Genomic DNA, 24,760 nt, shown 5'->3' with positions numbered 1-24,760 from the left:
GTCCGATTGTTCATGTCCGCGAAGCGGAAATACCATGATTAAAAATTTAGGGAGCGAGACGCTCCCACTCCAGTAATATCAAGGGATTAGAGGAGTGCGGGCATCTTGCCCGCTTCTTCACCCTTTATCCGGACTTGATATAAAAATCCAGGGAGCGAGACGCTCGCACTCCAGATCAAGCCAGCATTTCGGTTGTGCCCTATTCCCTGGTGGGGCACTATATGTTAATATTTTTCTCAATTCTGAAAATCATGCCCCGTACTGTTGGAGAGGAAAACACACTTATGGAAGCAGCACTGCTGTTGGCAAAATTACCTGAAGCCTATTCAGCGTTTGGCCCACTAATCGATGTTTTGCCTGTAATTCCTATCTTTTTCCTACTGCTGGCCTTTGTTTGGCAAGCAGCAGTTGGGTTTAAATAGATCTTAAGATAGATGTAACATCAGAAACATTTATTTGACCAGAGACAGGCTTTAAACCTGTCTCATTTTTATGAATCTAGCGTTTGCCGAGGGTGTTTTGGAAAGCGGGACGTTCTGATAAGCGCTGAATATACTCGGTAATGGCGGGATACTCGCTTAAATCGAGTTGGAGCATTACCGGCATGTAGAATAACAAGGAGCCTACAGCCACATCAGCGACGGTAAATCGATCGCCAAGCAAGAAGGGTTGAGCTTCTAAACGTTGATTCAGGGGAGGCATAAAATCTGCTAAGGCGCGATCGCGAGACGCTTCAATAAACACCCCAGGGCCTAAACTAGCATTAGCAAATATCACCCACTGATTCATCTGAGCCATATCTTGCACCGATCGCTGGGCATCCCCATACTGGAGCGCCAGATACATCAAAATCGCGCCAGATTCCCAGATCGTAAACTCCCCATCGACGAGGGCGGGAACTTTGCCCATGGGATGAATCGCTAAATATTCCGGCTGCTTATGGGCTTGTCCTTGGATGTCCACAGCAATCAATTCATAGGGAACATCGAGTTCCTCCAAATACCACTGAACCAAAGTGCCGCGAGTGCGGGGGCCACCATAGAGTTTAATCATTACCTTAAAGCACCTTATGGGTATATTCGTGTTGCTTAACGTTGTCTTCAGTGCGGACAACATTGGTCGTATTCAGGACTCGCTTGCGCTCCGTGGAAAAGTTGAAATCCTGACGACAAGTGCCAATGGGAATTTCAGTTTTTGCCGGTTCATGGCTGGGAACCTTATAACTTCGTACTGCGGCGATCGCCCGTTCAGCAAACTCGTCACAGAACTGGGCATTCTCTGGGAACTCGCTGGGTTTTTGGGTGGTCTCCTGGATGAGTACCGTCCCTAATGTGGCTCCCAAGGCCATTTCATAGGAGGTAGGAATTCCCTTGAGCAGAGCTTCTAGAGCGGCTGAAGGGATCGGTTCTATCACTTTTACCGGATAGACTTCTCCATCTTCCTTAATAAAGCAATTGGCCAAGCCAACGACTAAATAGTCTTCTGGGGATACATCGGGGGCATTGGGATAGGTTTGTTCAACAGTCATAAGGGTGAGGGATATAAGTAAATGGGTCAGATATCAACTGAACTGAGAGATGGGGAGCGTTTAGGCAATAATGGGACCCATCGCTGCCGCGATCGCCCAAACCACCGAGCGTAAGGGATACCTCGATCAGCGCACCGCGCTTTTCCATATGTTGCATCTTACCATCAGCCACCTGAGTAACTGGTACATTTCGACTTTTTCCCTGAGAATTTTCCCCTTACAGTGAAGGTATCAAACATCAGTCTAATCAGTCATTGAGGTACAGTCCATGGCTATCCATCTTTCACCTTCTAGTTTTGATTCTGGCATCGGTTTATGCCCAGGACAGCATACACCTATTGAGAAAATCATCCCCATCGATCGCCAATTAAGCCGCCAAGCTCAAGCTTGCTTAGAACAAGGGGACTACAGAAGAGCCATCAATCTGCTCACTCGTCTGATTGAGGCTGATCCCATTTCTGCCCATTACTATAATAATCGCGGATATGCCTATTTTCAGGATGGAGAAGTCGAACGGGCGATCGCCGACTATAACCAAGCCATTCAACTTAATCCCCAACTCGATCGAGCTTACAATAATCGTGCTAATGCCTACGCCCGTCTAGGGGATCTCTACGCTGCTCTGCTCGATTACGATCAAACCTTAGACTTAAATCCCCTCAAAATCCAAGCCTGGATTAACCGAGGCATCACGTTCCGCCAACTTCAGATTTATGAACTCGCTTTAGATAACCTCGATTTTGCCCTGCGCATGGGTCGTTTAGAGGGCTATATTTACGCCGAACGGGGACGCACCTACCATCTGATGGGAGATTGGAATTGGGCGATCGCCGACTACCAAAGAGCGATCGACCACTTCCAAAATGCTCCCCACCTCTCCGGAGCCGAACAACGCCAACATCAACGGGTTCTCCATTGGCAAGACCAACTCCTCAAACCCCTTGAAGGATAAAGCTTTTCTCAAATCCCTTAGCGATCTACCGTTTCCTTTTTCCACACCACAGAGCGCCTTTGGGGATCGATCCGGTGACTTTGTTCTGCCATCACCCGTTTCGCTTGCTGCGGATCGAAAGAGCGGTCAAAATCTTGTTGCAGTTGAGTGACCCGATCTTGAGTTTGCTCAACCTGGATCTCAACAATCTCTAACTTTTCTTCTACTGACTGATGATGGGGAATCAGGCGCATCACAGCCCCCGTGCCTACCATCACCAAAACCAGATTAACACTTAACTTGATCGTCGTTTCCCAGGCGATCGCCGCAGCCAAGGGAGAAGAGCGACGGCGGATTCGCTGACGTTGGTTACGAATCCTACGACGATCGAGAGAAGTCACTGAGCGAGAGGGTCTTTGGGGGGTTGGCTCACTAGCAAGCATGGGCGTTTTAGGTGGTTACAGTGCAAAGAAATTTCTGCCCTGATAATACACCTTAGAGCTAACTCCAACCGCCTATTCTCAAAAGTTTTTTCAGTATTCCCCCACAATACTCAAAGACCCTCCATTGAAGCTCAGTTCTACCTTACTTATACAGTTCGGTCGATAGGCGGAAAGCCAAGATCCCTGGGATTAAAGCCAGAACTAGAGCCACAAATACTTGAGTATCGGATAAAGCCATAATCAAACACTCCTATGAAAAATTAGGTTTGTACAACACTGTTGCTTAAATTGCCCCCTAGGGGAATAGTTTTGTTACATACCGTAACATTTTCTCTAACAAGTGATGGGGTATTGGGTTAAGCTTCAATTAAATCCGGCCGTTATCAGATCGAGTCGCTATACTGATGGAATTCAAGCGCAATCAATCAGCATTTAGTTGGGAGAGGATACGGGTGGATATCCCAACATCGACCTCAAGTATAACGAGAACCTATTTTCAACGTCAGTTGCGGAGCTTGCAACGGGATGTTCTGCGTATGGGCGCTTTAGTGGAAAATTCTTGCTGTCTCGCTCGTCAAGCTCTATTTGAAAAAGATTTAGAAGCAGCCAATCAGATTAAACCCCAAGACAAGCGCATCGATCAACTCTATCGCCAAATTGAACTCGACTGTGTGACAACCATCGCCCTTCAGTCCCCAGTCACCCAAGATTTAAGGTTGCTCAGTTCAATGATGCAGTTGGTTAGAGATCTAGAGCGCATTGGGGACTATGCCAAAGACTTAGCAGAGATTTCCATTAAACTCTTTGCCTATCCTCCCCATCCTATGATTGGGGAAGTGCAATTGATGTACGATCGCACTCAATCGATGTTAGCCATGAGCTTAGTGGCCTTATCCAATCTGGATGCTCAAGGAGGATTAGAGATCAAAATCAAAGATGATGTTGTCGATGCAGACTATGAACACCTGTACCAAAAATTAGCCAATCAACGGAATATTCAAGGGGAAATCGAACCCATTTTATTGCTGGTTTTAGTCATTCGTCATTTAGAGCGCATGGCCGATCACGCCACCAATATTGGCCAGCGCGTGGCTTATATTGTTACCGGTGAGCGCCATTAATGGGCGATCGGCGATCGAGTTGATCCCAATTAATGATAAACTTAAAAATAGTCAATTTTATCCTCGGATCATATTGACCAGCAATTCACCAAACGTTAGCAGGTGGTAGCAAGTAAGGGGATATTCAACGGTCTACTCTTCTCGGTTGACCCCAGTATCAGGGTATCCCCAAAAAAGGCTTGACCATGATTTCCTCCTCCTGAGTCTTCGCTGAGACCACTGGCGGCCGCAACTGAATCATCTCCATGGGTTTGGGTCGGCGGCTAGTCAAAGAAGAGAGAAATATCCACCTGATTCCTGATTGGGTCGCCCTTAGATTAAGGCTGAAGCGTTTCAATACGGGTAAGGGTCTGTACTCATTCAGACTCTTGTTAAGCAACAGCCCCACCCTAAAGGCAATAATTGGATTTAGATCATCCCCATACTATTGACCCGATCTAATCCAGATTTAATTTAGGCGGGTTCAACCTCCATGAACCGCCTCGCCCTATCCAGATAGCCAACTGGCTGTAAAGACACAGACAATCAAGGACGTATCGCTACATGGAATTCACGATCGCCAATTTGCTCTCCAATTTCACTGACGATAAACTAATCGCGCCCAAAGTCCTAGAAAAAAAACTAGGTCTACAGGGTGAGAGCAGTTTACGTCAACTGCAAATCGCTCTGGATGCTCTAGAGAAAATGGGGATACTGATCAAAGACCGAGGACGGTATCGCCGGGCCCCAGATAATGGACTGGTAGAAGGAAAACTGCGCTGTTCGAGCAAAGGATTTTGCTTCGCCATTCAAGATGATGAAGAAGCTGAGGATATTTATATCCGAGAAAGCAATCTATCAACAGCTTGGAATGGCGATCGCGTCTTAGTGCGTGTCCTCAAAGAAGGCTCCAGACGACGATCGCCCGAAGGGGAAGTTTACCTGATTGTTGACCGGAGCATAACATCGGTTCTCGCTCGTATTAAATTACAAGAGGGAGAATACAAAGCGGTTCCCCTAGATGACCGACTATTGTTTGAATTAAGCTTACCGGAAAAAGCGACCTTAGGATCGGCGATCGATCACCTGGTGCATGTCTCCATTCAGCGCTATCCCCTCGGCCCCTATCCCCCCATTGGAGAAGTTACCCAAGTTCTGGGACTCAATGCGGAAGAAGCCGCAGATACGGAAATAGTTCGCTGTAAACATGACCTCCCCAAAATCTTTTCCCCTGCGGTTCTCGAAGAAGCGGCCCACTTACAACCGAAAGGAATAGGGGAAGGGAAGCGCCGAGATCTCCGCTCTCTACTAACCTTCACCATCAAACCAGGGGAATATGCTCATCACATGGACACCTTTGATGATGCCATCAGCCTGGAGCGCTTAGAAGAAGGCTGGCGCTTAGGCATTCATATTGCCGATGTCGCCGACCTGATCCCCCCCAACTCTGCCATTGATAAAGCCGCAGCGAAACGGGGAGTATCCGTTTATTTGGGGCAAAAAGTGCTACCGATGTTACCCCCAGAAGTAACCCAACACTGTGCCCTGCTTAAAGGGCAAGATCGGCGTAGCTTCTCAGTTTTGATCCGTCTGAATGATAAAGGAGAAGTTCAGGAATATACAATTGAACCGACGTTAATCGCGGTAGATCATCATCTCAACTACCAACAAACCCAAGCCTTGCTGGTGGCAGAAGAACCCCTAGAAGACCTACCGGAGGTTTTGGGAGAAACGATAAAAAATCTCTATAGTGTAACCCAAAACCTGCGTCAGCATCGTCTAGGGCGGGGATCGTTTGAGCTGAATTTACCGGATCAGAAATACTACTACGATGATGAAGGCTCTTTAGGCGCTTTGGTGGTTCCCTTCTCCTTACCTGCCAGAGGAATGGTGACGGAACTGATGATCTTAGCCAATCAACTGGTGGCTAAACATCTCACAGAGCTACAAGTGCCAGCCCTATACCGGGTTCATCAAGCCCCCCATGTGGAAGAAATCCATGAACTGATTAAACTAGCAGCCAATCTAGGGATTACTTTAGAACTCGAAGAAGAGGAAGATGTTACCCCCAGAGATTATCAGAACTTTACGGGGCAGTTTGATGGCACTTCTGCGCAAAAGGTGCTGACCTATTTGCTCTTGGGGGTACTCAAACCAGCGTTTTATAGTATTACGCCTAAACCTCACTTCGGTTTGGCCCTTGATGAAGGCTATACCCACTTTACAGCGCCCTTACATCGCTATTCTGACCTGTTGATTCATCGAGTTCTGCATGAGGTATTGACTCAAGGTCGCGATCGCCGTAATGCTCGTGCGAAAGAAGGAGTAGAGTTAACTAGCAGTAGCTGTCATGGCAAAATTAACTGGAATGTGCTGCCCCCCGATACCCAAGGGGAACTAGAAGAGCAATTTAGCAATATTGTCGCCCATTTGAGCGAAACTGAGCGCATCGCCCAAGAAGCCATAGACGACCTCGATGGCTTGCAAAAAGCTGAGTTTATGAAATCCCACACCGGGGAAATCTTCCACGGTGTGATTACCGGAGTTCAATCCTACGGCTTTTTTGTCGAACTCGAAGATGTCTTAGTTGAAGGACTCGTGCATGTCAGCTCCCTCAAAGATGACTGGTATGAATATCGCGGCCGTCAACAGATGCTGATTGGACGAAAAAATCGCAATCACTATCGATTAGGCGATCGCGTCGAAGTCCAAGTCAAAAGTGTAGACTACTATCGTCAACAAATTGACTTAGTAGCCATTAGCGGCGGCAGCTATAGTCCCGATACCTTCGACGATGAAGAGGAAGACGACGACGATTACTATAGCTAAGAAATGGGTAATGGGTGATGGGGTCTTAACCTCCCCATCCCCCCATCTCCCCATCCCCCCATCTCCCCATTTCCCCATCTCCCTTTCCCCGTGTCCCCCCATTCCCCCATTCCCCCACTCCCCCATCCCACTCCCTTAATCCTGGGTGTCTCTGGAGCCTCTGGCCTCATCTATGCCGTTCGCGCACTGAAGTACCTCTTAGCGGCAGACTACACCATTGAGTTAGTCGCCTCTAAAGCAACCTATCAAGTGTGGCAAGCGGAACAACAGATTACCATGCCTGGAGACCCCCAAAAACAAAGTCAATTTTGGCGAGAACAAGCGGGAGAAACCGAGAAGGGAGAGTTAACTTGTCATGCTTGGCAAAATGTGGGGGCGGCGATCGCCAGTGGCTCCTTCCGAACTCAAGGTATGCTAGTAATGCCCTGTAGTATGTCCACTGCTGCTAAACTAGCCGTAGGCTTAAGTTCAGATCTACTAGAGAGAGCCGCCGATGTACAGCTCAAAGAAGGGCGTAAACTGGTCATCGTCCCCAGAGAAACCCCCTTAAGCGTCATCCACCTGCGGAACTTAACCACCTTAGCGGAAGCCGGTGTGAGGATTGTGCCCGCCATTCCCGCTTGGTATCATCATCCTCAAACCATTGAAGACTTAGTAGATTTTGTCGTTGCCAGGGCCTTAGATCAATTTGCCATTGATTGCGTTCCTCTCAACCGTTGGCAGGGCACTTCGACTTCGCTCAGTGACCGAAGTAAAGGTTAGAATAGGCAAATGAATCAAAAAACTGTGCTATTGGGAGTTCTAGGGGTTAGCCTTCTCGTTGTAGCGCAAAATTTGACCCCGTTAATGTCCGTGGTGTTCTTAGGCGGGCAATTGCCCTCTCTGCCCCTCGGTATTTGGCTTTTTATTGCCTTCACCCTGGGATTGATTAGCTCTCGCCTAATTACCATCATTTTACAAAGCTCGACTTCAGTCAGGGAGTATAGAGAATATATAGACGAGCTAGAACCCCCCTCAACCCGGAAGGCTAACGTCACCTCGAACCCGGTCACTGAGCGGAGTCGAAGTGAGCCGAGTCGAAGTGAGCGAACTCCACGTAAGAATATCTTTTCTAAATCACAAGACTCTGTTGATTCATCAGTTGATTCAGAAGACGATTGGGAAGCAGAGCCACCTAAACCCCCTCAAGAATGGGAAGAAGAACCCTCTAATCCTGTAACTTGGGGCCATGGGGAACAAGAAAGCCAGAATACTTATCGCAGTAGTCCAAACCCCCCAGAGCGCCCGACAGAAAAACCCAAGGACACGGTTTATGATGCCGACTATCGGGTGATTATTCCTCCCTATGGAAGCTCACCCCCATCCCCTTCTCCACCTCCCGCTCCTAAGCAAGAGCAAGACACAACCGACTGGGAGCGTTCAGACTCTAACCCGTTGGAAGATGAAGATTGGGTTTAGAGTTCCATGCACTGGGAATGGAGGTATAGGTCTGTAGCGTCTCCTGATACAAATTCGATCGCAATTACAGCGCTTTCTGCTTCGCAGACATGAAACGCGCGGCAGAAGGGTAATTGGTAATCAGGTTGCAGAATAGGATCGCGCCTTACTATTATATTTAACAGGAAACGACTGGAATTTGAATCATAAAAGTTGCCCCGTGACCGACTTCGGAAACACAACTGAGTTGCCCTTGGTGTTTTTCCACAATAATTTGATAACTAATAGCCAGTCCTAATCCGGTTCCTTTGCCGACAGGTTTGGTGGTAAAGAAGGGATCGAACAGCCGTTGGCGAACTTTTTCGGGGATGCCTGGGCCATTATCGGCCAGGCTGATAATGGCTTGATTGTTATCGATGAGTTCGGTGGTAATTGTAATTTTCGGCTCAGGGATGCTATGTTCTTCTAAGGCATCAATGGCGTTACTGAGCAAGTTCATGAACACTTGGTTCAGTTGTCCGGGATAGCAATTAATTTTGGGTAATTGACCATAGTTTTTGCTCACTTCTACTCCTGGGCGATCGCCTTTCGCTTTTAAGCGATTTTGCAGAATCATTAAGGTACTATCAATACCTTCATGGAGATTGACCTTTTTCATCTCGGCTTCATCAAGACGGGAGAAGTTCCGCAGGGATAGGACAATTTCCCGAATCCGCTCGGCTCCCACTTGCATGGAATCTAGGAGGCGGGGTAAATCTTCACTTATAAACTCTAGATCGATGGCTTCAATTTCTTCTTCAATCAGCTCTGCTGGCTCAGTATAGGTTTCTTGATACAGTTGTAAGAGTCCGAGGATATCCGCCGTATAATCTCTTGCGGGAACTAAATTACCATAAATAAAGTTGACCGGATTATTAATTTCATGGGCTACACCGGCGACCATTTGACCGAGACTAGAGAGTTTTTCGCTTTGAATCAGTTGGGATTGGGTGCGCTGGAGTTGTCTGAGGGTTTCTTCGAGTTCTGTGGCTTTGCGATCGGCTTGTTCGGCTGCTAAGGTGGCCTGACGATAGAGTTCGGCTTGGCTAATGGCGATCGCCAACTGATCCGTTACCGTTTGTAACAATTCCACCTCATCTTCTGTCCAGCGACGAGGGCCATCAAAATGGGCACAACTGACACAACCCAACTCCCCATAAGCCGTTTTAATCGGTAAAAACAGGATCGCCCGATAGCCTCGACTGTCATAAAGCTGATGAATCCCCAGATCCTGATGACTGAACACATCATCCACTTGCAGCATTTCTAAATTGAGTAAATTATTCAACAGAGGATCGTCGGCCTCTACGGGAAAACAGCCCAATACCGATGGTAACGTTTCTGTTTTTGCCTCTTGCACCACATTTAAATAGCCATGGGGAGAAGCTTCAGGCGTTTGCTGTTCCTCTATTCCCTGGGACTGATACCAACCAAACCAACACTGATCCACCTGTAACAAATTCTGAATTTCAACCACCGCAATTTCCAAAATCTGGTTAAGATTCAAAGAATTGCGAACTTGAGAAGCCAAACGGTTAATCAACTCTTCCCGTTGAGCCATTTCCCGATAGCGAGTCTCACTTTTACGGATGGCTTCCTCAGAACGCTTACGCTGGGTAATATTCTGCATTAAAGCCATACCTGCCATAATTTGACCTTCATCATTTCTGACGGGTAGGGTCTGAAATAAATAAAAATGATCTCCCAAAGCCACTTCAAACTGTTCTGTTTGTCCAGCCAAAGCATTTTGGTAATGATATTCCATCAATTGACTCACCGATGAGGGAAACACTTCTGCTGGGGTTGATCCTTCCAATTTTTCTTTCCCTAATCGTAATTTCCCTAACTCTCGTCCTTCGGCGAGGGTAAACCGCAGATTGAGGTCAAACAAGACGACTGCACCATCGGGAAAGTTCTGGGCCAAAGTGCGATAGAGTTCTTCGCTTTTTCGCAAGGCCATCTCGGTTTCAAAGCGATAAGTAATATCATTATTAATTTCTAAAAGAGCCACTGAATTGCCCTGCTTATCTCGCTGAAGCGTCCATCGACTGGCGACCGTTACTGGAGTTCCATCTCGCTTAGTTTGTTGTAATTCTCCTTCCCAATACCCATGTTCTTCTAGAATTTGATGGATTGTGGGTAAAGGGGTACTAAATTCTGTTTGTAAGAGGGTATGAATATTTTGATTGAGTGCTTGATGTTTTGTCCAACCATAGAGTTTATGGGCCCCATGATTCCAATATTTAATCGTTCCATCTAAGTTGAGAATCATAATGGAATCATTGGCTAAATCCAACATTTGCACATGCTGGCGTAGGGCCTGTTCCATTTGTTGGCGTTCTTTAACTTCTGCTTCGAGTTCAGATGTTCTTTGTTCGACTCGTTCTTCTAGGCTATCTCGATATTGTTCTAATTTTCCTTCTGATTCTTTGCGACGGGTAATATCACGGGCTACCCAAACCACAGTATTCATATCTAAGGGAGAAACTTTAGCTGCTAACCAAAAGGTTTGGTCACCCAGGATAATCGAATATTCTACATCAATGGTTTTTTGAGTTTCTAAGGAGCGACGGAGGTTCGCTAGTAGGAGGTTAGAATTTTCAGCCGGCATGAGATCGTTGAGCTTCATGCCGTAGAGTTCGACCCGATCTTGAGCCAAAAGGTTGGAGTTGGTTGGGGCAACTTCTAGGATATGTCCTTCTCGGTCAAGAACCAGGATCAGATCGGTCATGGCCTGAAACAGGGCGGTTAATTGGGCTTCCTGTTGCAGAAGACTCAATTCTGCCTGTTTGCGTTCTGTGACTTCAATGAAGAGGCCATCTAGGACTAATTCGTTGGGGGTAATGTCATAGGGGAGATCGTCTAAGAATTGCTGTTCGATGGAGTGTTGTTCATCTGGAGGAGAGGTGGAACAAGCTAACCACTTAATTTCACCGGATTGGGTAATAATGCGCCCTTCCCAAAACCAAGAGGAGCGGTTTTGAATGGCTCTGGTGATTGAGGCTTTGTATTCTAAGCGATCGTCTGGATGAATTAATTCTTCAAATAGATGGGGCTGTTGCTGGAGGTCATCTGGATTGAGTTCGCAGATTTTGGTACAGCCTAGGCTAACGTAAGTGAATTGGATGGGGTGTTCGGGTTTAAGGAGGAGTTGACAGATAATTCCGGGTACATTTGCTGTAAGTTTGTTAAAGCGATTCTCAATTTTCATCCAGGCCGCCTCTGCACGTTTACGTTTAGTAATATTTTTGGTGAACATCATCAGACCATTAATTTCTCCGGAAGGGGTACGCCAGGGGCGGATATCCCATTCCACCCATTGGAGTTTTCCATCTGCTCCGAAAAAATAATGTTCTTCACACCCTTCATAGTTTCCCAGTAAACATTCTTGGTGAATAGGTTTCCATTGCTCTGGACACTGGGGAAAGGTGTCGTAGAAGGTGAGGTTGTTTAGGGGGGTATTCCGCAGACCATAGTCACTCAACCAGCGATCGCTGGTGAGTAAATAACGCATTTGTCGGTCGAACAGGGCCACAGAGGCGGGGGTTTGTTCAACAAATAGTTGCAATAACTCTAGAGTAGGATTTGGACTGTCCATTCGCGAGTAGGGACACATCAGGTTACCCAGAGCTTAACTGAAAAATCTCTGGCTTGGAAATGGCCGATTTTCGGGATCTCTCTGGGATAGATTTTAAACCAAGGGTTTAATAGGAACAATGAATTAGGTTTCCTATGCTTCATTCTATCTTAGGACAGTTGGTCGTTGGCAACCTCCTCCTCTTCTGCTCATCCCTCAATGGCCGAGCAGTTCTTCTAGGGTGGGGGTAAAGGTGGGGTAGGAGATGGCGGCGGCTTGGGCGCGGTGGATGGTGGTTTGTCCTTGGGCGTTGAGGGCGGCGATCGCCAAACTCATGGCGATCCGGTGGTCGGTATAGCTGTCTACTTCGGTTCCTTTGAGGGGTGTGCCGCCGATGATTTCTAGGCCGTCGGGGTGTTCGGTGATGTTGGCTCCCATGCGGCCGAGTTCGGAGGCGATGACGGCTAGGCGATCGCTTTCTTTAACCCGCAGTTCAGCCGCGTCTTTAATCACGGTTTTTCCTTCGGCAAAGGCGGCGGCGACAGCTAGGATGGGAATTTCGTCAATTAAGCGGGGAATCACATCGCCGCCAAATTCGCAGCCGTGTAGACGGCTGGATTTGACCCGTAAATCGGCCACCGGTTCGCCGGTGACGATTCTTTGATTGAGAAATTCGATATTCGCTCCCATTTTTTCTAATACTTCTAACACACCAGTGCGGGTGGGGTTAATGCCGACATTTTCAACGATCAGGTCGCTATCGGGAATAATAGCTCCGGCGACTAACCAAAAGGCAGCCGAACTAATATCTCCAGGAACAATAATCGATTGTCCCGATAATTGGGCTGGCCCTACAACGGTGACTGAATGGGTTTGGGGGTCTCGTTTCACGGTTGCGCCAAAGGCCGCTAACATGCGTTCGCTGTGGTCTCTGGATAGGGCGGGTTCTGTCACAGTTGTTTCTCCCTCGGCCATCAGTCCGGCCAGGAGAATACAGGATTTGACTTGGGCTGAGGCAATGGGGGAATGGTAGTCAATGGGCTTAAGTTGGGTTCCTTGGATGGCTAAAGGGGCGAGGGTATGGTTTTTGCGTCCCCAAATTTGAGCGCCCATTTGTTGTAGGGGTTGGATGACTCTGGACATGGGCCGCGATCGCAAAGACCGATCGCCGGTTACACTAAAAAAGCGGTCTTTATGGGATGCTAAAATTCCCAACATCAGGCGCATGGTGGTTCCAGAGTTGCCACAATCTAAAATATCTGTGGGTTCTTGTAGCGATCCGAGTCCTAAACCGTGGACGTGAACCTGTTCTGAGTTGAGTGGGGTAATCTTGACCCCCATGGCTCGGAAACAAGCGGCTGTGCTTTGGGGGTCTTCTCCAATGAGTAATCCGGCGATCGCGGTTTCTCCTTGGGCTAAACTGCCTAACATCAGGGCCCGATGGGAAATCGATTTATCTCCAGGCACTTGAATTTTGCCTTGTAATGCGACCCCAGTCGTTGGGGGTTGCACGATCAAATCTTCATCAGGGCCAATTAAATTTAGACTAACGATCGGGGCGGTCATGGAGATAAACTAAAAATAAGTGAAAATTAAGACTCTGTAGCGCAATCATACCCTATGGTGTTACAGGCGGGTAGGGGTTCACTTCTTAATTTGTCTTAATCTGCCAATTGTCGTTCTCTCTTCATACCTATGCTAAAAAACCACCGCAAACCTGTTAGTCTGTCTTTTTCCTCGACGGATCTTCCCATTTATTCGTTTGTGGAAACTGCCGCTACGTTATACCGTAAGGATCAAGAACGCTTTCACCTGCTACTCAATGAACCGGGACTCTACGACCGTAACCCGGAAATTAATCCGACCATTCCCTTAGCTGGCCCGCCGCGATTATTATGGTTAGAGATTTCTCCTTATCGCGTGGTCATGACGATGCAGGGGAATGGCAAATTGAGTTATCGCCATTTCTGGGAGCAGGGGATGTATGGATTATCTCGATATTGGCTTTCTGGAGAGTCGGCTAATGAGGTGGGACAGATGCGCCTGCGGAATTTTACCCGCAGCCTGATTTTAACGGGGTATTCGCAACCGGAACACTTGAGAATTGAGTATGAGTTATGGTGTGAGCGTCTGCATTTAGGTCAATATATTTTATCGTTGGATATTCATCATTAAAAGTGTTGGTAATGGGTAATGGGTAATGGGTAATGGGTCGGAAAATTCTCCAGAAGAGGTGAATAATCGCTGTGTTTGGGTGTGTCAACATGAATCCTGTTGTCGGCAAGGATCGGCTGAGGTTTTAGCTGCGTTTGAAGCCTATGCCAATGAAACGGTTAAAGTTGAGGGGGTAGGCTGTCAAGGTCAGTGTAATCTGGGGCCGACTGTACGGGTTTTACCGGATGAGACTTGGTATTGTCGGGTCAAACCGGAAAATGTGTCTGAGATTGTTGAATCCCATCTTGAAGGAGGGGAACCGGTACAGAAATTTTTGCACCCTCGTATCCATTTTCAATATCAATATTACAGTGATTGATATAAACTCGCCCAGTGAACGTATGCGACTCGAATACAGCAGAACCTGGTTATGGTACAAGCACGTCCCCAATTAACAACGTTTCAAGATTTTCTGACCTGGAAGCCAGAAACAGGGCGGTATTCTTCGTGGTTTAGGCTTAGTCAATCTGATTTTTAATCGGTAGGTTGATGATAAAGGTGGTTCCTTGTTGGGGAGTGGAGTGGCATTCGAGGAGGCCATCATGGCGTTGGATGATTTGATGCACGATCGCCAATCCTATGCCTGTGCCTTTTCCTGCGGGTTTGGTGGTGAATTGATACTCAAAAATTTTATCTTGAATGTCTTCGGGTATTCCTAACCCGTTATCGGTAATGCGAATTTGGATCTCGGAGCGATCGCTGATAAATTCGGTTGCAATGGTAATCTGACAAGCTTCTTCTGAGGATTTCCCCTGCTTTTCACATCGCTCATCTAAGGCATCAATACTGTTGGCTAACAGATTCATAAACACTTGGTTGAGCTGTTCGGGATAACAGAGGATACTAGGTAATTCTTGATACTCTTTTTTGATTTCAATTGCGCCTCGATTGGTATTTCCTTTGAGGCGATGTTTGAGGATTAATAGGGTACTTTCGAGTCCATCATGGATATCAGATTCTACCGGTTTATCATTATTTCCACGGGAAAACTTACGCAAAGAAACACTCAGTTCTTGGATGCGATCGCTGCCAATTTTAATGGAATCGAGAAGATTCGGCAAATCTTCTAACAAATACTCTAAATCAATCGTCTCTGAGTGTTCAACAATTGCTTCTGTGGGTTGAGGATATTCCTGCTGATAGATCTGCAAATGCTCCATTAAACCCTCCACTCCTTCTTGGGCAAATTGGAGGTTATTGGTAATAAACCCCAAGGGATTATTAATCTCATGGGCAATCCCAGCAACCAGTTGTCCCAAGGTTGCCATTTTTTCACTTTGTACTAACTGAATTTGAGTGTTTTGTAAACTTTCAAAAGCCCCCAATAAAGCAGCCGTTCGAGCGTCTACTTTTTGCTCTAATTTAAAGGTTAATTCTCGAATCGTTAATTGATTCCTCACTCGTGCTAATACTTCCTCGCACTGAAACGGCTTACTAATATAGTCTACGCCTCCAACTTGAAAGGCTTTTACTTTATCAATTACATCATCTAAAGCACTAATAAACACGACTGGAATTTCAGCCGTTTCTGGATTCACCTTTAAGCGTTCGCAAACCGTATAGCCATCTAAATCTGGCATTTTAATATCCAGAATGACTAAATCTGGAGGATCGGCCTGACAAGAATTTAAGGCCATTTCTCCATTAAGCGCTTTACGCACTTTATACCCTTGTTCGGCTAACATCATGGAGAGTAAGCGAATATTATCCGGGGTATCATCGACAATTAAAATGCTTTTTGAATCCGTATTGTTATTTACCATAGGAATCGATAGTGTAGAAGCAAAGTTGACATTAACTAACCGTTAATTTGTTTATCGATAGACAGAATTTCTGCCTTGTTGCTTGGCATGGTAGAGGGAGCGATCGGCACTGGCAATTAAGTCTTCAGGGGATAAATCTGAATTGGGAAACCGACAAGCTACGCCTAAACTAACGGTAACATAGGAACTCACCTGGGATTGACGATGGGGAATGTTGAGGGCTTCGACTTCCACGCGAATTAATTCGGCTACTTGTAGGGCGTAGTCGGAGGATGCGTTGGGCAAAATAACGGCAAATTCTTCCCCCCCATACCGGGCAACTAAAGCGCCAGAGTGGGTAACGACTCGTTTCATTGTTTGAGCGACTCTTTGTAGACATCGATCGCCCTTTACGTGGCCGTAGGTATCGTTATAAAGTTTGAAATAATCGACATCAGCTAAAATCAAAGATAGGGCTTGGGAATATCCTCTGGTATAGGAAGGGAGGGAAAATAACCGTTTCCATTCTTGTTTGAGATAATCATTAAAATGGCGGCGGTTACTGAGTTGGGTAAGTTCGTCTAGGGTGACTAACCGTTCTAAGTTTTGTTGGGTTTGTTGCTGTTGGTTGACCTCTTGTTTGAGTTTTTGCAGTTCTTCCTTGAGTTTTTTCTGTTGGCAACAGAGGGTGATTTGATGTTCTACTCTGGCTAAGACTTCTTCGACTTGGAAGGGTTTGGTGATGTAGTCGAGTCCGCCAGATTTGAAGGCTTGTAGTTTATGGTTGGCTTCGTCTAGGGCACTCAAGAAAATAATGGGAATTTCGGCGGTCATGGGGGAAGCTTTGAGGCGATCGCAGACTTGATAGCCGTTCATGCCGGGCATATTAATATCGAGGAGGATTAAATCCGGGAGCTGGGCGGTGCAGGAGGCGATCGCCATTTCCCCGTTGATCGCTTTTCGCACTTTATACCCCTGCTGGGTCAGCATTTGGGAAAGCAGACGCAGGTTATCGGGCAGATCGTCCACAATTAAGATATCGCCTCCCATGGGTTCCGATTCTGTGGTCATGGTCTTACCTTTTGAATTAACGACACCACACAGTCAAAGCGAAAATTATGGGCCCATTCTGACAATTGCTGGGAAAGGGGACTTAAGGATTCGGGAATTTCGTCAATGAGCAAGACCATTTCATCGTCAAATCCTTTAATGGCTGTTTGATAGAGTTCCTCGATCCACTCTGATGTCATTTCTGCCAGATAGTCTTCTAGAGGACGGGTTGGGAGTTCCTCTGCTTGAGAGGATGAACTCTCGTTCTCTTGATAAAGATACTCAATTCCTAGATGATGGGCAATTTTTTCTAAGAGGACATTTTCTCGGAAGGGTTTGCGTAAAAATTCATCACATCCAGCACTGAGGACTAAATTGCGTTCTTCTTCAAAGGCACTGGCAGTGAGGGCAAAAATGATGGTGCTGCGACCTTTGGTGCTACTTTTAATCTGCCGGGTGGCTTCGTAACCGTCCATGATGGGCATTTGCATATCCATGACAATCAAATGGGGATACCACCGTTTCCAGATGGCGATCGCCTCTTGGCCATTGGAGGCGACTTCAACATCAAAGCCTAAATTACCTAGCAGTTGCAGCAGCAACATCCGACTTTCTTGGCGATCGTCTACGGCTAAAATCCGCTTGCGCTCTTGTCCGGGGGCTAATCCTTTGATCTTGCGAGTGGGAACCGAGGACTCAATTTCACTGGGGTCTACTTGTTTTGCCTCGATGGAAAAGGTAAAGGTCGATCCGCGATCGACTTGGGAAGTGACGGTTATATCTCCCCCCATTAACTGCACAAACTGGCGACTAATGGGTAATCCTAATCCTGTCCCTTGTTGGGATTTGCGCCCGGTTTCGGTTTGGGTAAAGGGTTCAAACAGATGCTCTAGTTCTTCGGGAGAAATTCCCGGCCCGGTATCCTCGACCTGAAACTCAATGACCTGATTGAGCTTATTGGGTTCTGATTTGGCACTGACTCGCAATGCCACCCCCCCATCGTGAGTAAATTTCAGGGCGTTACCAAGTAAATTAATTAATACTTGGCGCAGTTTTCCTTCATCTCCGCTAATAAATTGGGGAACATTGGGATCGTATTCACAGAGCAGGTGCAATCCTCTGGAGGTGGCTCTAAGCTGAAGCATTTCTTCAATACTTTTCAGCAGGCGATAGAGATCGAAGTTACTGGGATTAAGGGTAACTCGACCGGCTTCTATTTTGGACATCTCCAAAATATCATTGATCAACTCTAGAAGATGTTCGCCCGATCGCCCAATAATCTCTAGATTTTCTTGGTGTTCCCGTTTGAGCGAGGGATCTCGACTCATGATTTGGGTGAAGCCAAGGATCGCATTTAAGGGGGTGCGTAGCTCATGGCTCATGTTGGCCAAAAATTCACTTTTGGCTTTATTGGCATGTTCTGCGGCTTCTTTAGCTTGGGCTAGGGCTTCTTCTGCTTGTTTGCGTTGGGTAATATCATTGGTAACCGAGAGTAAACAATCTTCTCCCCTCAGTTTGATAATCTCGGCGGAGAGTAAGGTAATCCGACGCTCTCCAGATTTGGTACAAAATTCAAATTCATAATCGCGGATAAAGCCCTGACTAACGAGGGTTTCAAAAAGGTTGACCCTCTGTTCCATTTTTGTCCATAATTGCAATTCGACGGCGGTGCGCCCAATCACTTCCTCGTTGGTGTATCCGGTGGTTCTTAGGAAAGCATCATTGACTTCTAGATGTCGCCCATCTTTCATGGAGGTAATGGTGATTGGGTGGGGGGTACACTGGAAGACGATGGAAAATTTATCTTCGGATGCTCGCTTATCGGTTTCGGCTAGGGTGCGATCGCTAATTTCTTGCTCTAGTTGTTTGGTTTTGGTTTCTAACTCTTGGGTTCTCGATTGTACCTGGGCTTCTAGGGTTTGATTTAAGTGTTTGAGTTGGGTAGATAGGGCAGTAAGTTGCTTGCGGTTTTCTTCTAAGGTTTGAATTTCCTGATAGGAGCGTAAGGCTTTGACTAAACTCATACCCAAGGTTTGTGGGTTTAAGTTGGTTTTCTGCTGATAATCATTAATGTCATAATTGAGCAAGATGGAGAATTCTAGGGCTTGATCTGGCTCTGGGGCGCATACAATAATCCGATGAGATGGGTTTTCGAGATCTTCCCTGATAAACTGAACCAGATCTAAACCTCCCCTAGGTTTTTCTAAATCTAGATTAACAAATATAATACTCAGTTCTGAGTGGGCTTCTAGGTAATTTCGAGCGGCTTCTGCTTCATCTATCCATTCGACCTGCAAGGGTTTTCCTGCAAATACAAAGTCATGAAACTGAGTCGTAAAAATGTGGTAAATTTCGGGATCTCGATCGATAATTACAATAGACCAAAAAGATCTTGATGGCTGATTTGATGCACCCCGGTTATGGTTTTTTGATGGCAAGAGTTCAGCGGGTTTTTCCGATGATCCTCTCTCTTTTTTTTTCATAGTTCACACCAAAACCGTAAGTCAATCGATGTACAATTAATAGTTGATAGTTGATTTGAGGGGCGAGTTTTTTAGATCTGGTCAACCCCATAGATAACCGGCTCTTATCCGCTATCCTTTTATAATCTACTCATTATATCAACTTCTGTCTCATCTCAAATTGGCTTAAAAACTTGTCATATTTATGGTTCGGTTTATTTTAATACGTCAATTTAAGTTTTTCAGCATTTATTCTGATATGAACTTCAGGGCTAGACGGGCGCTCCCATAGGCAGCTAAAGGACTGATGGGAGTGAGAAAGGGAACGGATAAATAGGTTTGCCGGATCTGCGACCAAGTATTACTTTTTGCACCTCCTCCTGCCGTATACAGGCGTTGGAGGGGAGTCGCTCCGAGTTCGGAGAGTCGCTGATATCCGAGAGCTTCAATACGAGCAATTCCTTGTAGGAGTCCATGGAGAAATTGGATGGGATCTTCTGGACGGGGATCGAGACGGGGGAGGAGGTTGGGGTCGTTGATGGGGAAGCGATCGCCTTTTTTGAGTAAGGGATAGTAGTCTAGGGGACTTTCTGGGTTGGGGTTGATTTGACTCGATAGGGTCTCTAATTCTACGTCAGAGAAAAAATGTCGCAGCACTGCACCCCCGGTATTGGAGGCTCCCCCAACTAACCAGCGATCGCCGAATCGATGGCTATAAATCCCATACTGGCTATTATTGACGGGGGTTTCACTGAGCAATTTTAACGCTAAGGTGGAGCCGAGGGAGGTCACCCCATCGCCGGGAATGGATGCACCACTGGCGATAAAGGCGGCGATACTGTCGGTGGTTCCGGCACAAATGAGACAATCGGGGGGGAGGGAAAATTGTTGGGCAATTTGGGGGAGAATGGGGGCGATCGCCTCTCCGGGTGTATAAACTTTCGGTAACGTTAGGTGATTGGGAAGTTGGGGAAACCAGTCCGGATAGCAGAGATTCTGGACATCATAGCCCAGTTTGAGCGCATTGTGATAATCACTGATTCCGAGTTGTCCGTGGAGTAAAGAGGCTAACCAGTCCGCTTGATGGAGAAAATAAATGGAGCCATCTAAGGATAGGTTTTCGAGTCCCCAAAGGAGTTTTGCCAAGCTCGATGTGGCGCTCAAAACGAGATGATCCGCAGGGGCAAACCCTTGTATTTGGGGAATCATGGCTTTTCCCCGGTCGTCATTGTACATCAGTGGGGGGGCGATCGCCTCTCCCTGCTCATCGCAAAACAAAACCGTTGCAGACGTGCCATTAATCAAAATTCGCTTAATCTGTTGCCGACAGTCTAACGGCAGTTGCTCCAATAGGGAAAACAGGCTCGTTTTCCAGACTTGGGGATGCTGGCGATTATAAGTGCAGGTTGCTTGTGCAACGATCGCCCGATCTGGGTTAATGGCGATCGCGTCAGCGATGTCCAGCATTATCGCCCTAGCTCCCGATGTGCCAAAATCCATTCCTAACGCTAATCCCATATCCAGCATTTTCAATTGAGTTTGAGTTATCAACAGTTGCCCCTCATCCCCCTACCCCCTTCTCCCGCAGGCGCTGTCCTGAGCGAAGTCGAAGGGAGAAGGGGGAAAGTCCCTCTCCCGTGGGAGAGGGATTTAGGGAGAGGGCACTTCAAATTTACCAACCCATTAGAAGTAATATATAATGAATTCTTAGATAAAGATAGCTAAAGTATTCTTACTCAAGAAATTGTTCCTTCTAGAACTAAAAACCTGATGGCAGCTAGAGATAAATATCATTCTGCGGTTAGAATTGCCCTAGAAAAGGAGCAGTGGAACATTACAGATGATCCCTTGCGACTCGAAGTTGCTGGAACAAAGTTTGAACTTGATTTAGGCGCAGAGCAATTATTAGCCGCAGAGCGAGGGGAAGAAAAAATAGCCGTTGAAATCAAGACATTTTTGAGCGATTCCCCCCTAACCGATTACCATGCAGCATTAGGACAGTTTTTGAATTATCAGCTCGCCTTGGAAATTAACGATCCGACAAGAAGGTTATATTTAGCCATACCCACCAGAACCTATAAAGGATTTTTTCAGCGAGAATTCACACAAATTTCCCTAGAACGATATCAAATTAAACAAATCATTTACGATCCAGAAAAAGAGGTGATTGTACGATGGATATCCTAGAACAATATCGCCAGATCATTCAGTCCATATTAACCGAATATGCTGCCATTCCCATCGCCAACGGGGAGATTGATTGCTACACTGTTTTTGATACTCAACAAGATCATTATCAAGTGGTCAATATTGGATGGGATGGCGATCGCCGCGTCTATGGTTGTGTCTTGCACCTCGATATTATCAACGGCAAGATCTGGGTGCAGCATAACATGACCGAAATGAGAATTGCTCAAGAACTGGTGAATCGAGGAGTAGCCAAAGACAAAATTGTGTTAGGCTTCCAAGACCCTAACATGCGGCAATATACAGAGTATGCGCCCATTTAAGGCAATCGGATGGCCCATTACCCGCACATTGCACTATATACTTTTGAGTAGCATAGAACCGGAGTAGAGATTAGCCGAACGCCATGCCAGAACCCTTAAGACTTGATGAAGCCGTTGAATTTGCGGAGAACCCAGAACCCCGTTGTCCCTGTGTCCTCTTGCTTGATACCTCTGGTTCCATGCAAGGAGAAGCTCTTGATGCTTTACACCAGGGCTTAGAAACCTTTCGCACCGATCTCAATAAAGATACTTTAGCCGCTCGTCGGGTAGAAGTGGCCATTGTCAGTTTTAACAATGAAATTAAGGTCGAACTCGACTTTGTAACCGCCGATCAATTTGAAACCCCGAAACTTAGAGCATCAGGGATGACGTATATGGGCAGTGCTATTAATACGGGCTTAGATTTAATTGAAGCACGAAAAGCGGAATATCGCGCTAATGGGATTGCCTATTATCGCCCTTGGGTATTCTTAATCACCGATGGAGCGCCCCAAGGGGAACCGGAAGAGGTGGTGCAAAAAGCAGCCCAACGCATTCAACAAGCGGAAAATAATAAACAGGTGGCGTTTTTTGCCGTGGGTGTGGAAAATGCTGATTTAGCCCAGTTAAGCGAGATGGTGGTGCGGACTCCGGTAAAATTAAAAGGACTTAATTTTGTGGAAATGTTCCTATGGTTATCGGCTTCTATGTCTGCGGTTTCCCATTCTAAGCTCGACGATCAAGTGGCGCTCCCTCCTCCGGGTTGGGGCACGGTTTGACAGGAGTAATGAGTAAATTGTTTTAAGTTTCAGAAGTAATTGAGGAAAAAAAATGAGTAAACCGATTTATGAATTAGTCGATGAACTGCCCACGGATAATATTACGATTAAGGCTTTGCGTGCCCTAGATTTTGTGGTTCCGGGAGAGTGGGATAACTTGGTGGGGTTTGAAAATACCATCTGCACGATTACCGGCGAAGAAGATCAAGAGATGATTCAAGCGATTGGTAATCGTGCTATTGAACTGTTCAATGACGATGGAGAAGGCTATCAACGGGCCCTCTGGATTTATCAGACCATTAGCGGAACGGGTCGTGCCCTGGGTGCTGCTACCTTAGCGAATATGGTTGGGGATAAAATTCCTTTGGTTGGAGGTTTGTTGACTCGGATGACTCCTAAGCCAGCTAAGACTCAAAGTATTGATTTATCTTTGAAAGTGGTGGGAGAGTTGGTGGGCTTTTGCTCAATTAATGGCATTCCTGGCGATAGTATTGGTGATTTTGTCGGCGCTTTAGGCGATTATAGTGGGGAGTCGTTAATGCGGATGGCGGCGTTGGTTTGTTTTGATGGGTTAATTCCTTTGGGGCCAGATTTTCTAGGGGTGGTTTCGGATTGGATTGGGAATTTGTCGGCGGGAGATTTAGAGGAAAATGAGGAATTTCAGCAGTTGCAAGGGGTGATTCCAGGGGACGATCCGGGCAGTAAGTTAGGCTTTATTGGCGAATCTTTTAGTTCGGTTTCGGGTTGGATGGGCGATTTTGTCAGCGATCGCGGCATTACGCCGACGAATGTGGCCAATAGTCTGCAAAGTTTTGTGGAATTTAGCGATGATAAATTAGATTATCTAGGGGCATTCCTGGACATGAGTACGAATTATTATGAACATACGGGAATCCAGACCCTAGCCCATCGTTTGATTGAACGGGCAGTGGCGGAAATTTGATTTTTTAAAGGATGGGGAGATGGGGAGATGGGGAGATGGGGAGACGCGGGGACGCGGGGACGCGGGGACGCGGGGACGCGGGGACGCGGGGACGCGGAGACGCGGGGACGCGGGGACGCGGGGACGCGGGGACGCGGAGAAATTACTTCCTGCCTTTTGCCTTTTGCCTTTTGCCTATTCCCTATTCCCCATTACCAATTACCCATTACCAATTACCCATTACCCATTCCCTATTCTTCCCGACGGATATTGAAACAACACCATTCTTTCCGTCGCCACAGGGTGGCAACTGTCCAGCCATGTTGCTCTAAGGTATCGGCCACGGGTTTGGCTTGATCTAAGAGTACGCCACTGATTACGGCCCAGGTGTTGGGTTTAGAGATGGCTTCAAATTTGGGAATGAGGTCAATCACGACTTCAGCGAGGATGTTGCACAAGATACCATCGACAGGGCCGGGAAGGGTTTCGAGCAGTTCGTTGATGCTTCCTTGGGCTGTAATTAGGCGATCGCCTCCCAAATGGTTGAGTTTACTATTACAGACCGTGGCGCGAACGGCGAGGGGATCGGTATCGACGGCGTAAACTTGACGAGCGCCCAATAAAAGAGCGCCAATTGATAAGATCCCTGAACCGCAGCCGATGTCAGCTAATACAATCTCTTGGTTCTCTTGGGGGTTGATGCTGAGGCGCATTTCTAGGGACTCTAGGCACAGTTGGGTTGTGGCATGATCTCCTGTGCCAAAGGCGATCCCTGGATCGAGATGTAAAAGATGGCGTTCAGGGGCTTCAGGAGCGGATAACCAAGCGGGACAGATGAGGAAGCGATCGCCAATGGGTTGGGGTTGCCAATGTTTTTTCCAGGTTACTGACCAATCTTCTTCATCAATTAAATGCCAGTGAACTCCAGGAACCGGTAAGGAGACGGTAATGGCATCTTGGCGAAAACTGATGGATAAAGCCGCTAAATCTAGGAGTTGGGCTTGTTCTTGGGGTAAGTAAGCTTGCACCAACCGAGAGTTCCCTTTAGCTTCGCTGCTGGTTCCTTGACAGCCAAATAGGTCTAAACGCCAGAAGATCAGGTCTTCTAAGGCTGGATCGCAGAGTATTTGAATTTCCCACCAGTGCTTTGCCAAAATACCTGAGCCTCCCTGAGCGCCTTAGCGAGTCGTATTTCTTTTTGACTTTATCAAAATATGG

General features: G+C 46.8%; 24 protein-coding genes. 13 read left to right on the top strand and 11 right to left on the bottom strand.

Going from position 1 to position 24,760, the window contains the following annotated elements:
• The first annotated feature begins 284 nt into the window (after positions 1 to 284).
• Positions 285 to 422, top strand: a complete 138-nt coding sequence (locus PJF56_RS10385) for a photosystem II reaction center protein K (protein ID WP_283753150.1) — start codon at positions 285 to 287, stop codon at positions 420 to 422.
• A gap of 76 nt (positions 423 to 498) precedes the next feature.
• Here PJF56_RS10385 and PJF56_RS10380 read toward each other — a convergent pair whose 3' ends face one another.
• Positions 499 to 1,053 carry a glutathione S-transferase family protein gene (locus PJF56_RS10380; RefSeq protein WP_283762599.1) on the bottom strand — a complete coding sequence of 185 codons (555 nt, stop codon included), beginning with the start codon at positions 1,051 to 1,053 and terminating at the stop codon, positions 499 to 501.
• A gap of 4 nt (positions 1,054 to 1,057) precedes the next feature.
• The gene (locus PJF56_RS10375) at positions 1,058 to 1,528 is read right to left on the bottom strand and encodes a hypothetical protein (protein ID WP_283762598.1); all 471 of its coding nucleotides are present in this window, start codon (positions 1,526 to 1,528) and stop codon (positions 1,058 to 1,060) included.
• Positions 1,529 to 1,598: 70 nt separating this feature from the next.
• On the opposite strand from PJF56_RS10375, the gene PJF56_RS10370 reads away from it, so the two are divergent.
• Positions 1,599 to 1,754 (top strand): hypothetical protein, encoded by a 156-nt coding sequence (locus PJF56_RS10370; RefSeq protein ID WP_283762597.1) that lies wholly within the window; start codon positions 1,599 to 1,601, stop codon positions 1,752 to 1,754.
• A gap of 42 nt (positions 1,755 to 1,796) precedes the next feature.
• Positions 1,797 to 2,480 carry a tetratricopeptide repeat protein gene (locus PJF56_RS10365; protein ID WP_283762596.1) on the top strand — a complete coding sequence of 228 codons (684 nt, stop codon included), beginning with the start codon at positions 1,797 to 1,799 and terminating at the stop codon, positions 2,478 to 2,480.
• A gap of 17 nt (positions 2,481 to 2,497) precedes the next feature.
• On the opposite strand, the gene PJF56_RS10360 is transcribed toward PJF56_RS10365, so the two are convergent.
• Positions 2,498 to 2,860, bottom strand: coding sequence for a slr1601 family putative cell division protein (locus PJF56_RS10360; protein ID WP_283762595.1), 363 nt, complete (start codon positions 2,858 to 2,860; stop codon positions 2,498 to 2,500).
• Between the two features lie 184 nt (positions 2,861 to 3,044).
• A complete protein-coding gene (psaM, locus tag PJF56_RS10355) occupies positions 3,045 to 3,140 on the bottom strand; it encodes a photosystem I reaction center subunit XII (RefSeq protein ID WP_271940292.1) in 96 nt (31 codons plus the stop codon).
• A gap of 214 nt (positions 3,141 to 3,354) precedes the next feature.
• Here psaM and phoU point away from each other — a divergent pair, with 214 nt between their 5' ends.
• The 4 genes from phoU (at position 3,355) to PJF56_RS10335 (ending at position 8,289) form a co-directional block, all read left to right on the top strand.
• Positions 3,355 to 4,023 (top strand): phosphate signaling complex protein PhoU, encoded by a 669-nt coding sequence (gene phoU, locus PJF56_RS10350; RefSeq protein WP_283762594.1) that lies wholly within the window; start codon positions 3,355 to 3,357, stop codon positions 4,021 to 4,023.
• Positions 4,024 to 4,566: 543 nt separating this feature from the next.
• A complete protein-coding gene (locus tag PJF56_RS10345; protein ID WP_283762593.1) occupies positions 4,567 to 6,831 on the top strand; it encodes a ribonuclease R family protein in 2,265 nt (754 codons plus the stop codon).
• 90 nt (positions 6,832 to 6,921) lie between these two features.
• The gene (locus tag PJF56_RS10340; RefSeq protein WP_283762592.1) at positions 6,922 to 7,593 is read left to right on the top strand and encodes a flavin prenyltransferase UbiX; all 672 of its coding nucleotides are present in this window, start codon (positions 6,922 to 6,924) and stop codon (positions 7,591 to 7,593) included.
• A 9-nt stretch (positions 7,594 to 7,602) separates the two neighbouring features.
• Positions 7,603 to 8,289 (top strand): hypothetical protein, encoded by a 687-nt coding sequence (locus PJF56_RS10335; protein ID WP_283762591.1) that lies wholly within the window; start codon positions 7,603 to 7,605, stop codon positions 8,287 to 8,289.
• A 157-nt stretch (positions 8,290 to 8,446) separates the two neighbouring features.
• On the opposite strand, the gene PJF56_RS10330 is transcribed toward PJF56_RS10335, so the two are convergent.
• Both PJF56_RS10330 and aroA read right to left on the bottom strand, forming a co-directional pair.
• On the bottom strand, positions 8,447 to 11,905 hold the full coding sequence (locus PJF56_RS10330) for a PAS domain S-box protein (RefSeq protein ID WP_283762590.1): 3,459 nt from the start codon (positions 11,903 to 11,905) through the stop codon (positions 8,447 to 8,449).
• Positions 11,906 to 12,100: 195 nt separating this feature from the next.
• Complete coding sequence (gene aroA / locus PJF56_RS10325) at positions 12,101 to 13,450, bottom strand: 3-phosphoshikimate 1-carboxyvinyltransferase (protein WP_283762589.1); 1,350 nt, start codon at positions 13,448 to 13,450, stop codon at positions 12,101 to 12,103.
• 129 nt (positions 13,451 to 13,579) lie between these two features.
• Between aroA and PJF56_RS10320 the strand changes: the two genes are divergently transcribed.
• Positions 13,580 to 14,059, top strand: a complete 480-nt coding sequence (locus PJF56_RS10320) for a hypothetical protein (protein WP_283762588.1) — start codon at positions 13,580 to 13,582, stop codon at positions 14,057 to 14,059.
• 25 nt (positions 14,060 to 14,084) lie between these two features.
• Complete coding sequence (locus PJF56_RS10315) at positions 14,085 to 14,417, top strand: (2Fe-2S) ferredoxin domain-containing protein (RefSeq protein ID WP_283762587.1); 333 nt, start codon at positions 14,085 to 14,087, stop codon at positions 14,415 to 14,417.
• A gap of 139 nt (positions 14,418 to 14,556) precedes the next feature.
• Here the strand turns inward: PJF56_RS10315 and PJF56_RS10310 are convergent, their stop codons facing one another.
• From PJF56_RS10310 to PJF56_RS10295, 4 genes are all read right to left on the bottom strand, one after another.
• A complete protein-coding gene (locus PJF56_RS10310; protein WP_283762586.1) occupies positions 14,557 to 15,861 on the bottom strand; it encodes a hybrid sensor histidine kinase/response regulator in 1,305 nt (434 codons plus the stop codon).
• A gap of 51 nt (positions 15,862 to 15,912) precedes the next feature.
• Positions 15,913 to 16,911 (bottom strand): diguanylate cyclase domain-containing protein, encoded by a 999-nt coding sequence (locus PJF56_RS10305; RefSeq protein WP_283762585.1) that lies wholly within the window; start codon positions 16,909 to 16,911, stop codon positions 15,913 to 15,915.
• Positions 16,908 to 19,373 (bottom strand): hybrid sensor histidine kinase/response regulator, encoded by a 2,466-nt coding sequence (locus tag PJF56_RS10300; RefSeq protein WP_283762584.1) that lies wholly within the window; start codon positions 19,371 to 19,373, stop codon positions 16,908 to 16,910. The genes PJF56_RS10305 and PJF56_RS10300 overlap by 4 nt, the downstream gene beginning before the upstream one ends.
• Positions 19,374 to 19,601: 228 nt before the next feature.
• Entirely contained in the window at positions 19,602 to 20,870 is a 1,269-nt protein-coding gene (locus PJF56_RS10295; protein WP_347179514.1) for an FGGY-family carbohydrate kinase, read from the bottom strand.
• Positions 20,871 to 21,122: 252 nt separating this feature from the next.
• Here PJF56_RS10295 and PJF56_RS10290 point away from each other — a divergent pair, with 252 nt between their 5' ends.
• The 4 genes from PJF56_RS10290 to PJF56_RS10275 all read left to right on the top strand — a co-directional run bounded on the left by PJF56_RS10290 (position 21,123) and on the right by PJF56_RS10275 (position 23,563).
• Positions 21,123 to 21,539, top strand: coding sequence for a XisH family protein (locus tag PJF56_RS10290; protein ID WP_283762582.1), 417 nt, complete (start codon positions 21,123 to 21,125; stop codon positions 21,537 to 21,539).
• A complete protein-coding gene (locus PJF56_RS10285) occupies positions 21,527 to 21,862 on the top strand; it encodes a XisI protein (RefSeq protein ID WP_283762581.1) in 336 nt (111 codons plus the stop codon). The genes PJF56_RS10290 and PJF56_RS10285 overlap by 13 nt, the downstream gene beginning before the upstream one ends.
• Positions 21,863 to 21,945: 83 nt before the next feature.
• Entirely contained in the window at positions 21,946 to 22,620 is a 675-nt protein-coding gene (locus PJF56_RS10280; RefSeq protein WP_283762580.1) for a vWA domain-containing protein, read from the top strand.
• Positions 22,621 to 22,672: 52 nt separating this feature from the next.
• A complete protein-coding gene (locus tag PJF56_RS10275; protein ID WP_283762579.1) occupies positions 22,673 to 23,563 on the top strand; it encodes a hypothetical protein in 891 nt (296 codons plus the stop codon).
• A 230-nt stretch (positions 23,564 to 23,793) separates the two neighbouring features.
• Here PJF56_RS10275 and prmA read toward each other — a convergent pair whose 3' ends face one another.
• Positions 23,794 to 24,696, bottom strand: a complete 903-nt coding sequence (gene prmA / locus PJF56_RS10270; protein WP_283762578.1) for a 50S ribosomal protein L11 methyltransferase — start codon at positions 24,694 to 24,696, stop codon at positions 23,794 to 23,796.
• Positions 24,697 to 24,760 lie beyond the last annotated feature (64 nt).

It is taken from the genome of Roseofilum halophilum BLCC-M91 (assembly GCF_030068445.1).
Taxonomy (GTDB): Bacteria; Cyanobacteriota; Cyanobacteriia; order Cyanobacteriales; family Desertifilaceae; genus Roseofilum; species Roseofilum halophilum.
Note: the sequence above shows the minus strand (reverse complement) of the source record. Positions and strands in the feature narration are given on the sequence as shown.